This is a genomic window from Serratia sp. Tan611, assembly GCF_905188235.1.
Classification (GTDB): Bacteria; Pseudomonadota; Gammaproteobacteria; order Enterobacterales; family Enterobacteriaceae; genus Serratia_B; species Serratia_B rhizosphaerae.
This window is the reverse complement of the sequence record NZ_LR994655.1, coordinates 3,120,926-3,135,263: the sequence shown is the minus strand read 5'-3', so window position 1 is coordinate 3,135,263 and position 14,338 is coordinate 3,120,926. Positions and strand designations below refer to the sequence as shown.

At 59.7% G+C, this 14,338-nt stretch carries 17 protein-coding genes; 8 read left to right on the top strand and 9 right to left on the bottom strand.

Features of this window, described 5'->3' with window-relative positions:
• Window positions 1-12 precede the first annotated feature (12 nt).
• The 4 genes from paaD to paaA are packed head-to-tail and all read right to left on the bottom strand — an operon-like array spanning window position 13 to window position 2,529.
• Window positions 13-510 (bottom strand): 1,2-phenylacetyl-CoA epoxidase subunit PaaD, encoded by a 498-nt coding sequence (gene paaD, locus TAN611_RS14870; RefSeq protein ID WP_105231736.1) that lies wholly within the window; start codon window positions 508-510, stop codon window positions 13-15.
• 11 nt (window positions 511-521) lie between these two features.
• Complete coding sequence (paaC, locus tag TAN611_RS14865) at window positions 522-1,280, bottom strand: 1,2-phenylacetyl-CoA epoxidase subunit PaaC (protein ID WP_105231735.1); 759 nt, start codon at window positions 1,278-1,280, stop codon at window positions 522-524.
• A gap of 7 nt (window positions 1,281-1,287) precedes the next feature.
• Window positions 1,288-1,575 carry a 1,2-phenylacetyl-CoA epoxidase subunit PaaB gene (gene paaB, locus TAN611_RS14860; RefSeq protein ID WP_105231734.1) on the bottom strand — a complete coding sequence of 96 codons (288 nt, stop codon included), beginning with the start codon at window positions 1,573-1,575 and terminating at the stop codon, window positions 1,288-1,290.
• Between the two features lie 15 nt (window positions 1,576-1,590).
• Window positions 1,591-2,529 (bottom strand): 1,2-phenylacetyl-CoA epoxidase subunit PaaA, encoded by a 939-nt coding sequence (paaA, locus tag TAN611_RS14855; RefSeq protein WP_111736826.1) that lies wholly within the window; start codon window positions 2,527-2,529, stop codon window positions 1,591-1,593.
• 319 nt (window positions 2,530-2,848) lie between these two features.
• On the opposite strand from paaA, the gene paaZ reads away from it, so the two are divergent.
• A complete protein-coding gene (gene paaZ / locus TAN611_RS14850; protein WP_203066646.1) occupies window positions 2,849-4,927 on the top strand; it encodes a phenylacetic acid degradation bifunctional protein PaaZ in 2,079 nt (692 codons plus the stop codon).
• A 56-nt stretch (window positions 4,928-4,983) separates the two neighbouring features.
• Here the strand turns inward: paaZ and TAN611_RS14845 are convergent, their stop codons facing one another.
• Complete coding sequence (locus TAN611_RS14845) at window positions 4,984-6,522, bottom strand: GGDEF domain-containing protein (RefSeq protein WP_105231731.1); 1,539 nt, start codon at window positions 6,520-6,522, stop codon at window positions 4,984-4,986.
• A 146-nt stretch (window positions 6,523-6,668) separates the two neighbouring features.
• On the opposite strand from TAN611_RS14845, the gene TAN611_RS14840 reads away from it, so the two are divergent.
• Window positions 6,669-6,863: a hypothetical protein gene (locus TAN611_RS14840; protein ID WP_105231730.1), complete on the top strand. Its 195-nt coding sequence runs from the start codon at window positions 6,669-6,671 to the stop codon at window positions 6,861-6,863.
• 22 nt (window positions 6,864-6,885) lie between these two features.
• Here TAN611_RS14840 and TAN611_RS14835 read toward each other — a convergent pair whose 3' ends face one another.
• Entirely contained in the window at window positions 6,886-7,305 is a 420-nt protein-coding gene (locus TAN611_RS14835) for a VOC family protein (RefSeq protein WP_105231729.1), read from the bottom strand.
• A 253-nt stretch (window positions 7,306-7,558) separates the two neighbouring features.
• Here TAN611_RS14835 and TAN611_RS14830 point away from each other — a divergent pair, with 253 nt between their 5' ends.
• Window positions 7,559-8,332 carry an SDR family oxidoreductase gene (locus TAN611_RS14830; RefSeq protein WP_105231728.1) on the top strand — a complete coding sequence of 258 codons (774 nt, stop codon included), beginning with the start codon at window positions 7,559-7,561 and terminating at the stop codon, window positions 8,330-8,332.
• 59 nt (window positions 8,333-8,391) lie between these two features.
• Window positions 8,392-9,309 carry a LysR family transcriptional regulator gene (locus tag TAN611_RS14825; RefSeq protein ID WP_203067789.1) on the top strand — a complete coding sequence of 306 codons (918 nt, stop codon included), beginning with the start codon at window positions 8,392-8,394 and terminating at the stop codon, window positions 9,307-9,309.
• On the opposite strand, the gene TAN611_RS14820 is transcribed toward TAN611_RS14825, so the two are convergent.
• A complete protein-coding gene (locus tag TAN611_RS14820; RefSeq protein WP_111736828.1) occupies window positions 9,306-10,226 on the bottom strand; it encodes a Kdo(2)-lipid IV(A) acyltransferase in 921 nt (306 codons plus the stop codon). The two genes, TAN611_RS14825 and TAN611_RS14820, sit on opposite strands and share 4 nt — an antisense overlap.
• Window positions 10,227-10,567: 341 nt before the next feature.
• On the opposite strand from TAN611_RS14820, the gene TAN611_RS14815 reads away from it, so the two are divergent.
• The 4 genes from TAN611_RS14815 to TAN611_RS14800 all read left to right on the top strand — a co-directional run bounded on the left by TAN611_RS14815 (window position 10,568) and on the right by TAN611_RS14800 (window position 12,840).
• Window positions 10,568-10,765, top strand: coding sequence for a DUF883 family protein (locus TAN611_RS14815; RefSeq protein ID WP_105231726.1), 198 nt, complete (start codon window positions 10,568-10,570; stop codon window positions 10,763-10,765).
• Between the two features lie 15 nt (window positions 10,766-10,780).
• Window positions 10,781-11,029, top strand: a complete 249-nt coding sequence (locus TAN611_RS14810) for a GlsB/YeaQ/YmgE family stress response membrane protein (protein WP_054307869.1) — start codon at window positions 10,781-10,783, stop codon at window positions 11,027-11,029.
• A gap of 102 nt (window positions 11,030-11,131) precedes the next feature.
• On the top strand, window positions 11,132-11,536 hold the full coding sequence (locus tag TAN611_RS14805) for a YidB family protein (RefSeq protein ID WP_105231725.1): 405 nt from the start codon (window positions 11,132-11,134) through the stop codon (window positions 11,534-11,536).
• Window positions 11,537-11,757: 221 nt separating this feature from the next.
• Window positions 11,758-12,840, top strand: a complete 1,083-nt coding sequence (locus TAN611_RS14800; RefSeq protein WP_105231724.1) for an endonuclease/exonuclease/phosphatase family protein — start codon at window positions 11,758-11,760, stop codon at window positions 12,838-12,840.
• A gap of 31 nt (window positions 12,841-12,871) precedes the next feature.
• On the opposite strand, the gene TAN611_RS14795 is transcribed toward TAN611_RS14800, so the two are convergent.
• Window positions 12,872-13,876: an NAD(P)H-quinone oxidoreductase gene (locus TAN611_RS14795; protein WP_203066645.1), complete on the bottom strand. Its 1,005-nt coding sequence runs from the start codon at window positions 13,874-13,876 to the stop codon at window positions 12,872-12,874.
• A 161-nt stretch (window positions 13,877-14,037) separates the two neighbouring features.
• Window positions 14,038-14,247: a hypothetical protein gene (locus TAN611_RS14790; RefSeq protein ID WP_105231722.1), complete on the bottom strand. Its 210-nt coding sequence runs from the start codon at window positions 14,245-14,247 to the stop codon at window positions 14,038-14,040.
• Between the last annotated feature and the right edge of the window lie 91 nt (window positions 14,248-14,338).

Here is a 14,338-nt window from a genome sequence, read left to right as displayed (position 1 = left end):
TGTTCTGCGCTCCTAGATGCATTTGAAATAATCGAACGGCTCGCGGCAGGCGCAGCAGCGGTAGAGCGCTTTGCAGGCGGTGGAGCCGAACTCGCTGATTTTCTCGGTATTGTCACTGCCGCAGCGCGGGCACTGCACCGGGCCGTGGCTGTCCGGTCTATCGCAGGTATGGCCCTGCGGCGGCGCGACGCCGTAGGCGCGCAGCCTGGCGCGCGCGTCGGCGTTCATCCAGTCGGTGGTCCAGGCGGGATCGAGCCGGATGGCGACCGTCACCGGGCTGAAACCGGCGGCGGCCAGCCGCTGTTTGATCGCGTCCTGCAAAAATTCGCTGGCGGGGCAGCCGGAATAGGTTGGCGTAAAGATAATGCGCCAGCCGTCGCCGTCGCGCTCCACCTTGCGCACCATGCCCAGATCGGTAATCGACAGCGCCGGCAGTTCCGGGTCGCTGATCTGCTGTAGGCAGTGCCAGATCTGCGGGATTTCGGCGGGCTCCAAGTGGGGGAGGATCATCAGTCACCTCGCTACCAGTTGCAGTTGGGGTAGGCGCGCTGCAGGAATTGCATCTCGGCGAGGATAAAACCGAGGTGCTCGCTGTGCTGGCCCTGTTTGCCGCCGAGGCGGAACGCCGGCTGCTCCGGCAGCGTCAGCGTCGCCTGGCGCAGCGTATCGTTCACCAGTTCCTGCCACGGCGCCTGCAGCTGACGCGGATCGGCGGCGATGCCCTGTTCGGCCAGCATCAGCTCGGTGTCATCGGCGTGGAACAGTTCGGCGGTAAAGCGCCACAGCGCATCCAGCGACTGCTGAATTTTTTGATGGCTGGTTTCGCTGCCGTCGCCGAGGCGGATCATCCAGCCCTGGCTGAAGCGCAGATGGTATTCCGCTTCTTTCAGCGATTTGGCGGCGATGGCCGCCAGCTGCGGATCGCGGCTGCGGCTGAGTTCGCGCTGCAGCAGCAGGTGGTAGGCATCCAGCAGGAACTGGCGCACCAGCGTATCGTTGAAGCCGCCGTTTGGCTGTTCGGCCAGCAGCAGGTTATGGAATTCGCGCTCGTCGCGACCGAAGGCCAACTGGTCTTCACTGCATTCGGGGCCGATCAGCGTCGCGGCGTAGCTGAGGATATTGCGCGCCTGGCCGAGCAGATCGAGGCCGATATTCGCCAGCGCCAGATCGATCTCCAGCTCCGGCGCGTGGCCGCACCAGGCGCACAGGCGCTGCGCCAGAATCAGCGGCGTATCGCCCTGACGCAAAAGATAGGTAATACGGGGATCGCGTTGCGTCATGGCCGCCTCACATGTTCTTGATGCCGTCGGGAATGGTGTAAAACGTCGGGTGGCGGTAGATCTTGTCCTCCGACGGATCGAAAAAGGCGTCGCGGTCTTCGGCCTGCGAGGCGATCAGGTGGCAGGACTGCACCACCCAGATGGAACAGCCTTCGTTACGCCGGGTGTAGGCGTCGCGGGCATTTTCCAGCGCCATCCGGTCGTCGGCGGCATGCAGGCTGCCGACGTGACGATGCGCCAGTCCTTGTTTGCTGCGGATAAATACTTCATACAGCGGCCATTCGGCGTGAGTCATGGAAGAATCCTCTTGTTAAGCCGCTCGCGTGCGGTTTTTTTCGGCATGCGCCATGGCGCCTTCGCGCACCCAGGCGCCGTTTTCCCAAGCCTGACGCTTGGCCTGCAGGCGTTCGTGGTTGCACTGGCCCTGGCCCTTGATCACCTGGAACAGCTCGCTCCAGTCGATGTTGCCGAAGCGGTAGTGGCCGCTGGCCTCATCCCAGGCCAGATCCGCATCGGGGGCGGTCATGCCCAGCGCTTCCAGCTGTGGAACGGTGTTGTCGACAAACTTCTGCCGCAGCTCGTCGTTGCTGTGGCGTTTGATTTTCCACGCCATGCTCTGCGCGCTGTGCGGAGAGTCGTTGTCGCTGGGGCCGAACATCATCAGCACCGGCCACCAGAAACGGTTAATGGCGTCCTGCAGCATGGCCTTTTGCTGTTCGCTGCCGTGCGCCAGCGCCATCACCGCCTCATAGCCCTGACGCTGGTGGAAGCTCTCCTCTTTACAGATTTTCACCATTGAACGGGCATACGGGCCGTAAGAGGCGCGGCACAGCGCCACCTGATTGACGATGGCCGCGCCGTCGACCAGCCAGCCGATCACGCCGACGTCGGCCCAGTTCAGCGTCGGGTAGTTAAAAATGGAGGAGTATTTCATCTTGCCGTCGAGCATCTTTTGGTAGATGTCCTGACGCGAACAGCCCAGCGTTTCGGCGGCGCTGTACAGGTAGAGGCCGTGGCCGGCTTCGTCTTGCACCTTGGCCAGCAGCACCGCTTTGCGCCGCAGGGTCGGGGCGCGGGTCAGCCAGTTGGCTTCCGGCAGCATGCCAATCACTTCCGAATGCGCGTGCTGGCCGATCTGACGGATCAGGTTTTGCCGGTAGGCGTCCGGCATCCAGTCTTTGGCCTCGATGGAGATATCGGCGGCCAGCTTGGCGTCGAAATGCTGCTGATGTTGTGCGTCGGTGGTCATGGTTACCTCATTGATGATTCGTATTTTTAAAGTGAACAATAAAAATGTGAATCACTTTAATAACCATAAAGCTACAAGTTGATAACCTAAAGATCAAACAAGGTTCTTAGGGTTTTGCGACGGCCTTCACAACTAATTTTCTTATTTTATTGATTTGTATTTACTTTTTGTGCCGTAAGTTCGCACGGATGCTGACGTACGGCCAGCTTTACACTCCCGTTGTTTGTTTTTTGTTAAATTTTAACTTGGCGATGACTGGAAAATATGTGATACGTAATTACGCTTTATGACGTCACTTTATGAATTCAGGAGAAGCCGCATGCAGCAGTTGAACAGTTACCTCTCGGGGCGTTGGCTACACGGCCAGGGGCCGGCTCGCGAGATCCGTCACGCGCTCACCGGCGAGCCGTTGTATCAGGTTTGCTCTGAGGGGCTGCCGCTGGCCGACAGCCTGAACTATGCGCGGGAGCAGGGCGGCCGAGCGCTGGCGGCGATGACCTTCCAGCAGCGCGCGCAGATGATGAAGGCGGTGGCGAAGTATCTGCTGGCGCATAAAGAGACGCTGTATGAGATCTCCTACCAGACCGGCGCGACGCGCAGCGACGGCTGGGTGGATATTGAAGGCGGCATCGCTACGCTGTTTGCCTACGCCGGCCTGGCCGGGCGCGAGCTGCCGGACGACACGCTGTGGCCGGAAGACGAGCCGATTCCGTTATCGAAACAGGGCCAGTTTATGGCGCGTCACGTGTTGACCTCGCGCCCCGGCGTGGCGCTGCATATTAACGCCTTCAACTTCCCCTGCTGGGGCATGCTGGAAAAACTGGCGCCGACCTGGCTGGCCGGTATGCCGGCGATTGTGAAACCCGCCACCGCCAGCGCGCAGCTGACGCAGGCGATGGTGCAGCTGATTATCGACAGCGGTCTGGTGCCGGACGGGGCGCTGCAGCTGATTTGCGGCGGCGTCGGCGATCTGTTTGACCATCTGGACTATCAGGATGCGGTGACCTTTACCGGCTCGGCGCAGACCGGCCGGCAGCTGCGCGCCCACCCGCGGCTGCTGGAAAAATCGATTTCGTTCACCATGGAGGCCGACTCGCTGAACTGCTGCGTGCTGGGAGAGGACGTGACGCCGGAGATGCCGGAGTTTGCGCTGTTTATTAAAGAAGTCTGCCGTGAGATGACCAGCAAGGCGGGGCAGAAATGTACCGCCATCCGCCGGGTGATGGTGCCGGCGACGCAGGTTGAGGCGGTGAAACAGGCGCTGTTGCAGCGCCTGGCCGCGGTGAAGGTTGGCGACCCGCGGCTGGAGCAGATCAGGATGGGGGCGCTGGTCAGCCTGGAGCAGCGGGATGATGTGCAGCAGAAAGTTGAACTGCTGCTGCACAACGGTTGTGAACCGCTATGCGGCGCCAGCCTGCAGTCATTCAGCGCGCAGGGCGATGACGATCGCCAGGGCGCATTCTACCCGCCAACTCTGTTGTACTGCGCCGAGCCGCTGCGTAACAGCGCGGTGCACGATATTGAGGCCTTTGGCCCGGTCGCTACGCTGATGCCGTACGACAGCGGCGAGCAGGCGATTGAGCTGGCGCTGCTGGGGCAAGGCAGCCTGGCCGGCTCGCTGGTCACCGCCGATGCCGCCGTGGCGACGCGCTTTATCCGCGCCGCCGCCTGCGCCCATGGACGGATGCTGGTGCTGGACCGTGCGGCGGCGGAAGAGTCCACCGGCCACGGCTCGCCGCTGCCGATGCTGATGCACGGCGGGCCGGGACGCGCCGGCGGCGGCGAGGAGCTGGGCGGCCTGCGGGCGGTGAAGCACTATATGCAGCGTACCGCGCTGCAGGGCAGCCCGAGCATGCTGGCGGCGATCGGCCAAGAGTGGGTGCGCGGCGCCGAGGCGCTGGAATCGCCGGTTCATCCGTTCCGCAAGTATTTTGAACAGCTGCCGATCGGCGAAAGCCTGCTGACCGCGCGGCGTACGGTCACCGAGGCGGATATCGTCAATTTCGCCTGTCTGAGCGGTGACCATTTCTATGCCCATATGGATAAACTCGGCGCGGCGGAGTCGCTGTTCGGCGAGCGCGTGGCCCATGGCTACTTTGTGGTTTCCGCGGCGGCGGGGCTGTTTGTCGACCCGGGCGTCGGGCCGGTGATCGCCAACTACGGCATGGAAAATCTGCGCTTTATCGAGCCGGTGAAGATCGGCGACACCATTCAGGTGCGGCTGACCTGCAAGAAAAAGATCCGCAAGCCGCAGAAAAGTGCGGAGGATAGGCCGCACGGCGTGGTGGTGTGGGATGTGCAGGTGCTGAATCAGCATCAGCAGGCGGTGGCGCTGTACAGCATTTTAACGCTGGTGGCGCGGCAGCAGGGCGACTTCCCGCAGCAAGAGGCGCAGTAAGCGCCGCTTCTCTCCTTACGCGGGGCCGTTGTGGCCCCGTTGTTATTGGCGCCGCCTCAGGCGTGACACACCTGGTTCTTACCGTTTTTCTTGGCCTGATAGAGCGCCGCATCCGCCTGTTTGATCAGCGCGACCGGCGTGCTGTCGGCGTCGCCGGGAGCCTGAATGGCGACGCCGATGCTGACGGTAATCAGGCCCAGCGGGCTGCCTTCGTGAGGGATTTGCAGCCGGCGCACATGCGCCAGCACCCGTTTGGCGCAGCTCATCGCCTCTGCCAGATCGGTATCCGGCAGGATGATCGTCAGCTCTTCACCGCCGTAGCGCGCGATCAGATCGCCGACGCGGTTAGGCATCTCTTTCAGCAGCCGGCCGATCTGCTGCAGGCAGCGGTCGCCGGCGACGTGGCCGTAGATGTCGTTGTACTGTTTGAAATAGTCGATATCCAGGATCAGCAGCGCCAGATCGCGCTGATAGCGTACGGCGTGATTGATATGGTTGGCCAGCGCCATATCGAAGCGGCGGCGGTTGGCTAGCCCGGTCAGGCCGTCCAGCAGCGCCAGCTCCTCCAGCGTCTGGTTCATCTGCGTAAGCTGATCGCGGGTGCGCACCAGTTCCGCCTCCGTCTGCAGGCTGTGGTTGATTTGCCGGATCAGCGCCATGCCCAGCGCCAGCAATATCGCCAGCAGTATGCCGCCGCCGAGGGCGAACAGGCCGGTGTCCTTGCGCCAACTGCTCAGTACATCGTGTTTCGACAGCCCGGCGGCGATCACCAGCGGGTAATGCGGTACGCGGGAGTAGCCGTAAATACGCTCCACGCCGTCAAACTGCGACACCAGCGTGGCGTTGCCGAACGCCGAATACGGCAGAATCTGCCGGAACAGCACCCCGAGGGCGACGTTCTTGCCGATGTTATTCGGCGCGTAAGGGCGGCGGTACAAAATGGTGCCGTCCGCCAGCAGCAGGCTGAGCGCATCGTTGTCCTCAAGGGCGAAGTCATCGTAAAAGTTGCGGAAATAATCGACATACAGCGTCGACAGCACCACGCCGGCAAAGCTGCCGTCCGGGTGGTTAAGCCGGCGTGAGATGGGGATCACCAGATCGTCGGTGGAGCGGCTGCGGATTACTTTGCCAATATAGAAGTTATTATTGTTGTGGTTCTTATGATATTGGAAATAGGCGCGGTCGCCGTTATTGGCGTGGGCGCCGGTCAGGCCGAACGAGGTCACCACCCAGCGCCCCTGCGCGTCAAAGATAAAGCTGCCGTGCAGCTGCGGCGAATTGGTGACCTGGTCATGCATCACTTTTTGCAGGCGACGCTGTTGCGGAGCGCCAAATCCGTCGTGTTCGGCGCGTTCTTTCAAATCCAGCAGGCCGTTATCCACCTGCTTGAAGGTGTCGTAGGCATGCTGCGCCAGCGAGCGCGCCAGATTAGAGGTGCCGTTATCCGCACTTTGCAGATCGAGTTTGCGGGCATGCCAGCTCTGCCAGACGTTAAACACGATCAGCGTAACGACGACGATCACCACGAACACGGCGGCTTGAAACAGCAACGGCGAAGTTCTGGACTTTGCTGACTCTGAGGACGGTGGCGTCATATCATCCTGATTTTCGGGTAGTGATTAATGCGAACAAAACGTTGGGCGATGCGCGTTGAAACCTGCCCGCCGGCCGAATGAACGGGCGGACGTGGAAGGAATAAATTTAGTACAAGTTAACTGATTAATACAGGAAGGGGGACAAGGTGTCGGACTACATTATCATTACGCTGTTGACGTTGTCGGTCTATTATCCGCTGACGCTGGGAGCGTTGGCCGTGATGATGGCTATCGCCGTGCGCCGGCGGCAATCGCCTTACTGGCGGCTGGCGCTGCTGCTGTTTACGCTGCTGTTTGTGCTGTTCGCCATGGCGGCCTACAGCTGGCATCACTCGCGCTGACGCCCGCTGCAGGCCTATGGGCTTATTCCACGTTAATCATCCAGTTGACGCCGAACTGGTCGGTCAGCATGCCGAAACCTTTGGCCCAGAACGTAGGCTGAAAAGGCATGGTGACCGTGCCGCCCTGCGCCAGTTTGTTAAAAATTTCTTTACCTTGCTCCACGCTGCTGGGGTTCAGCGACAGCGAGTAGCCCCGGTGCGCGCCGTTGTCGCCGTCTTCCTGCGGGCAGCCGTCGGAAGCCATCAGCGCGCCGTCGCCAATCAGCAGGTGCGCGTGCATTACCGCCTGCGGGTCTACCTCCGGCATGTCGTCCTGTTTCGCCTCGGCGGGCAGATCTTTATAGCGCATCAGCATTTCCAGCCTGGCGCCCAGTTGCTCGACATAAAAATTAATCGCCTGTTCGCAGTTACCGTTAAAGAACAGATAGGGTTGAATCTGCATGGTATTGCCCTCGGATTATCTTCAGCCCCCACCGCCTGAGGGCGCTGATAAAATGGTTACGCCCGGCAACTGTTGCAGAGCGTGATTGGTTAGTGTAGCGGCTGGCAGGGAGAAGATCGGGCGGGGGATCACGCTCTGTGCATTTGCCATGATTAAACGAAAAAGCGGGACAGTGCATCCCGATTTTCGCTGATTATCTGCGCGATAAGACTTCCTATACTCAACGGCACCTTCACTAAAGGAGTTTATGGTTATGGGAAGTCAATCTCTTAATGGCAAAGTGGTCCTGATTGCCGGCGGGGCAAAGAACCTGGGCGGCCTGGTGGCGCGCGATCTGGCGCAAAACGGCGCGGCGGCGGTCGTGGTGCACTATAACAGCGACAGCAGCCGCCCGGCGGCGGAAGAGACGCTGGCGGCGGTCAAGGCCGCAGGCGCGCAGGCGATCGCCGTACAGGGCGACCTTTCCCGGCCGGACAACGTCGCCCGGCTGTTTGAAGAGGCGGTGAGCGCGTTCGGCAAGGTGGATATCGCGATCAATACCGCCGGGTTGGTGATTAAAAAGCCGATCGCCGAAGTGACCGAGGCGGATTACGACACCAGCTTTGACGTGAATGCCAAGGCGGCGTTCTTCTTTATTCAGCAGGCGGGGAAACATCTGGCGGATAACGGCCGGATTGTCACCATTGTCAGTTCGCTGCTGGCGGCCTATACGCCGTTTTATGCGGTGTATCCCGGCAGTAAGGCGCCGGTAGAACACTTCACCCGCGCCGCCTCGAAAGAGTTCGGCGAGCGGGGGATCAGCGTCAATGCCATCGGTCCTGGCCCTATGGATACGCCGTTCTTCTACGGGCAGGAAAGCGAGGAAGCGGTAGCCTATCACCGCAGCGCGGCGGCATTGAGCAAGTTCTCCAAAACCGGCCTGACCGATATTGAAGATATTGCGCCGATCGTGAAATTCCTGGTGACCGACGGTTGGTGGATCACCGGGCAAACGCTGTTCGCCAACGGCGGCTATACTACCCGTTAATTGACGATATCGTTCAACCTGGCTGCGGCGTGACGCCGCAGCCGCAGCGTGAGGCGCCGGTGGATAAAATAGGGAGACTGCGGGTATTTATCCAGGTCGCCGAAGTGGGCAGTTTTGTGCGCGCATCGGAAATCATGCTGATGCCGAAAACTACGGTGTCCTCGGCGATCCAACAGTTGGAAAGCGAGATGGGCGCCCGGCTGTTCCACCGCACCACGCGACGGGTGCAGCTGACCAGCGACGGCGAGCGCCTGCTGGAACGCGCGCGCATGTTGCTGGATGAGATAGCGGCGCTGGATCGGCTTTTTCTGCCGCCGGATGCGTCGATCGGCGGCCGTCTGACGGTGGATGTGCCCAGCCGCATTGCGCGGCGCATCATCGTGCCGGCGCTGCCGGACTTCTTTACCCGTTACCCCGATATTCAACTGTTTCTCAGTTCCAGCGATCGCCATATCGATCTGGTGCAGGAAGGCGTGGACTGCGTTGTGCGGGTCGGCGAGCTGCACGACAGTAGCCTGATCGGCCAGAGCCTGGGGCAACTGGGCATGATCAACTGCGCCAGCCCGGCGTATCTGCAGCGGCAGGGCGTTCCGCTGCGAACCGAACAGCTGACTGCGCATTGGGTGGTGGGCTATGCTCAGCCGAATTTGATGACCGCGAACGTCTGGCAGTGGCGACAGGATGGCGCGGCGCAGGAGAAAGCGCTGCCCAGCCGGGTGACGGTGAATAATGCGGAAAACTACATCGGCTGCTGTCTGGCAGGGATGGGGCTGATTCAAATCCCGCGTTTTGACGTGCAGCACTATCTGGATGCCGGACAGTTGGTGGAAGTCTTACCGCAGGCGCGCGCGCCTGCGATGAATCTTGCGCTGCTGTATCCGCACCGTCGCCAGCGCACGGCGCGTTTCAGCGCCTTTGCGGACTGGTTTAGCCGGCTGATTGCGCCTTTTTGTGAAACGGCGCAATCAGCAAACTAGTAAAGGGACGCTTCGCCTGCGGGGCGCGTCTTGAAACGGCGGTGCAGCCACATGTACTGGTCAGGGGCGAGTAAAACCTGCTCCTCTACCACTTTATTCATGTAGGCGGCCGCTTTGGTGTCGTCATCCAGCGGAAAATTGTCCAGCGGCGGCTGAATAATCAGCTCATAACCTTTGGCGTGCGGCAGACGGCGCGGCACGAAAGGTACGATGGCGGGCCGGCCCATGCGCGCCAGCAGATAGGTGCCGGTGGTGGTGGCGGCGTTCGGCACGGCAAAAAACGGCACAAACACGCTGCTCTGCCGGCCATAGTCATGGTCCGGCGCGTACCAGATGATTTCGCCCTGTTTCAGACAGCGAATCATGCCTTTTACGTCCTTACGGTCGATCATGTATTTGTTGGAGCGCAGGCGGCCCCAGGTCTGTACATACTCCATCAGCTTGTTGTTATGCGGGCGATGCACGCCGATGCCCGGGTTCTGCATGCCGAAGATGCGTGCGCCCAGTTCCAGCGTCAGGAAATGCATGCCGATCAGCAGGACGCCCCTGCCGTTTTCGCGCGCTTTTTGCATATTTTCCAGGCCGCTGACGGCAAACCAGCGGGAAATCCGCCAGTCGGGCCAGAACCAGGCCATGCCGACCTCAAACAGACCCATGCCGACCGACTCAAAGTTGCGGGTCACCAGGGCTTCGCGTTCCGCTGCGGGCATGTCGGGGAAGCACAGTTCCAGATTCCGTCGGGCTATTTTTACCCGACGTGGCATAAAGCGTTTGGCGATTCTGCCGAGCAGATGGCCGAGGCGATAAATAAGCGGGTAGGGGAGAAGAACTAACAAATAGAGTATGCCGAGACCGATCCAAAGCAGCCAGTATCGAGGGCGCAAGAAAGAGCGCTCAAAAGTTGGGCTTAATAACATTTGCTTTCAACTTCCTGCTGTTACGTGTTTTTTCTCAAAGATGGATTTGGTGAATGATAATAATATAATTTGAATCAACCGATCGACTTTTTCCCTTTAATGCCATTGCACGCCTGACGTCAGGGGCGCGTGAATCCGCCCGACGATTCAGATGATGTGAAATAGGTAACGCGCTGATTTTTGACTATAGTAATAAAGTGCAAACGCGTCGTTTCGTTGGGCACCCTGTCGCTGCCGGCGGCGTATGCGGGCGGCGGAGCAGGTGAAACATAAGGCGGAAAGACGCGCTCACACGCGGTGTGATGCGGGGCTTCCAGATTATGTTATGCTAAGGAATTGAAATGTTTGTTAAAAATGACAGTAAAGATCGTGTAGAATCGGCATGCGGCAGCGCCAGAGGGTGCGCATGTGAAGTGCGCGCCTGTGTGAAGGACGCTGTCGATTGTTCTTGTCGTTATGTAAAAGACAACCCGTGGGCTGGGGTTGGCGCCGGCGCCGTTGTTGGACTGGTCGTCGGTTTCCTTTTAGGCAAAAAGTAAATAGGGAGAGTATAAATGGGCATCATTTCTTGGATTATTTTTGGTTTAATCGCCGGTATTCTGGCTAAGTGGATTATGCCGGGCAAAGATGGCGGCGGTTTTATCATGACCATCATCCTGGGTATTATCGGTGCAGTTGTCGGCGGTTGGATCAGTACCTTCTTCGGTATGGGCCGCGTCGATGGCTTTAACCTGGGCAGCTTTGTGGTTGCCGTGATCGGTGCCCTGGTGGTGCTTTTTGTCTACAGAAAGATCAGAAGCTAATCCGGTGCTGATCAATGAGGGTCGCCCACGGCGGCCCTTTTTCGTTTAATTACAGGTGACGATCGCCCGGCGTATGGCCGGCGATCTGAGAAGGGGAATACTATGGGTTTGTTAGATGGCGCATTAGGCAATGTTTTAGGCAACGTGCTGGGTAATGCATTGGGTAATGGCGGTAAAGGCGGGATCGATATCGCGGCCATTCTGCAGTGGGTTGAGCAGCAGGGTGGTTTGCAGGCAATCCTGAACAAACTGCAGCAGGGACAGCTGGGCGATATCGTCGGCTCCTGGCTGGGCAACGGTGAAAACCAGGCCATCAGCGGCGACCACGTTCAGCAGGCACTGGGCAGCGATGCGATTGCGCAGCTGGCCGCCAAATTGGGCGTTGACAGCAACCAGGCGTCTGAAACCGTGGCGCAGCTGCTGCCGACGCTGGCGGATAAAGCCTCGCCAAACGGTGAAGTGAAACAGGACGAACTGGCCAACTACGTCGGTAAACTGTTCAGCTAAGCCTTGATGCCCCGGTTTGCCGGGGCATGTTTCTCTCCTGCCATCCGCGTCTGCGCCGCAGACGGTTTACAGAATTTCCTCGCTTTATACGCAAAATATTCCTTGCACCGCCGCTGGCGGAAACAAGGTCGTTTGTGGCAACCTTTTGGCTGCCGCATAGATGTGTGCGGTAGGTCGGTGCGTAAATCCGCCGACGATTAACTAAAAAAGAGGAACGTTGCGTGACAGGGATTATCTCAATACTGACGTGTTTACTGGCGTTGGTGACTATTGCGCCGATTTCAACGCATCCGGCCTGGTGGGTCCGCGTATGGGATTTCCCCCGTTTGCAGATACTGGCGCTGGCGTTATTGACGCTGTTGCTGAATGTGACGCTGCTGCCCTGGTCATCGCCGTGGGTTTGGGGCCTGGCGGTAGTCAATCTGGCCTGTGTGATTTATCAGGCGCGCTGGATTTATCCTTATACGCCGCTGAGCAAGCCGCAGGTGCTGGATTTTACCGGTTATGAGAAAAAGCCGCGCGTGCGCATACTGGTCGCCAATGTGCTGACGCCGAACCGCCATGCGGAAAAGCTGCTGGCGCTGGCGGCGTCAGAGCGGCCGGACGTGCTGGTGGCGGTGGAAACCGACGGCTGGTGGGAGCAACAGCTGGCGCCGCTGGAACAGGATTATCCCTATACGCTGAAATGCCCGCAGGACAACCTGTACGGCATGCACGTCTATTCGCGCCTGCCGCTTGTCGACGCAGAGATTCAGTATCTGGTGGATAAGGAGATTCCGTCGATGCATATGCTGGTACAACTGGATAACGGGCCGCAGGTGCGCTTGCACTGCGTACACCCGATGCCGCCCAGCCCGACGGAGAATGATGAATCGGAAGACCGCGATGCAGAACTGGTGCTGGTGGGAAAAAGCGTAGTGGATGCCAAAACGCCGGTGATCGTCACCGGCGATCTGAACGATGTCGCCTGGTCCACCACCACGCGGTTATTCCTGAAAATCAGCGGGCTGCTTGATCCGCGCCGCGGTCGCGGCATGTACAGCACCTTCCATGCCGGCTATCCGTTTTTACGCTGGCCGCTGGACCACGTTTTTCACAGCGATGATTTTGTGCTGGGCAGCCTGCGCCGCCTGCCCTCTATTGGCTCTGACCACTTCCCGATCATGGCCGAACTGGTGTACTCGCCGAAGAAGGGCGCACAGCAAGAGAGCCTGCAGCGGGAGAGCGAGGATGAGGCGCTGGCTCAGGAGAAACTGGCCAGCACCGACGCCACGCCGGCGGACGTCCACGCCCCCGGCGCCTGATGCCTTGCCCCACCGCAGGGTGGGGCAAGGATTATAGGGTGAGCATAATCTTGCCGATGTGCGCGCTGGATTCCATCAGCCGGTGCGCTTCGTCCGCCAGCGCCAGCGGGAAGGTCTGAAAGATTTGCGGTTTGATGGCGCCGCGCTCCAGCAGCGGCCAGACTTTTTGCTGCAGGTCGGCGGCGATTTGCGCTTTATCCTGCACGCTGCGCGCGCGTAAGGTGGAGCCGGTATGCGTCAGGCGCTTCAGCAGCAGCGGCATCAGGTTGAGCTCTTTCACCACGCCGTTTTGGGTGCCGATTTGCACAATGCGCCCCTCCATCGCCGCCGCCTGATAGTTTTTCGCCAGGTACTCTCCGGCGATCAGATCGACAATCACGTTGGCGCCCTTACCGTTGGTCGCTTTCATCGTCTGTTCGACGAAGTCTTCCGTGCGGTAGTTGATCGCCACATCGGCGCCGAGCGCCAGGCTGGCCGCCCGTTTTTCTTCTGAACCGACGGTGGTGATCACATGGGCGCAAAACGCTTTGGCCAGCAGGGTGGCGACCGTGCCGATCCCGGAAGTGCCGCCGTGGATCAGAACAGTTTCACCGGCCTGCAGGTGGCCGCGCTGAAAGACGTTCACCCAGACGGTGAAGAAGGTCTCCGGAATGGCAGCGGCTTCAGCCATGCTGAAGCCTTTGGGAACCGGCAGCGCATTGCTTTCATGCACCTTGCAGTATTCGGCATAGCCGCCGCCGGCGATCAGGGCGCAGACGCTGTCGCCGAGCGCATAGTGCTGGACGCCCTCGCCGACGGCGACCACTTCCCCGGCGATTTCCAATCCCGGGATATCGGATGCGCCCGGCGGCGGCGCATAGTGTCCACGCCGCTGCAGCACATCCGGGCGGTTAACCCCTGCGGCGGCAACCTTCACCAGTATTTCGCCCTGCGCCAGCACAGGCAGCGGGCGCTGGGCGGGCTGCAGCATTTCCGGGCCGCCGGCGGCGGTAATCTCAATAACGCGCATCTGCTCGGGCAGGTGTGTGACGGTCATGCGGTTCTCCTTATTGAATGGGGTGACGCTACTCTCTCAGTGTAGATAAGCGTTACGTTACATCATGATAAGAATGTTACCGCAAGCCGGCGCGGTGGATGTAGAAGAAAGGGCGATGGACGCCAGAGGCGAGGAAAGCGCCGCCGGAAGGCGGCGTAGGATTAATCATTGGGAGGAATGCGGAATCCTTTCAATGAAACAACGAAGTGTTCTTTTCCCTTGGTGATTTTGGCGCCGCGATCGCACCATAAACTGGCGAGCTGAAAGAAATCATCGCTGCCGATATCGTACGCCAGCTCAATTTTTTTCGCCGTGCCGGAGCGGATTAACGTTTCCGCCTGCTGATGGTTAACTGCTTTTATTGTAGCCATAGACGATCCCTGGAATAAACCGATAAGGATAGGGCGCTCACTATAATATGGCTTTATTGTGACGACGGTGTGACGGTAATGTTACCGTCGG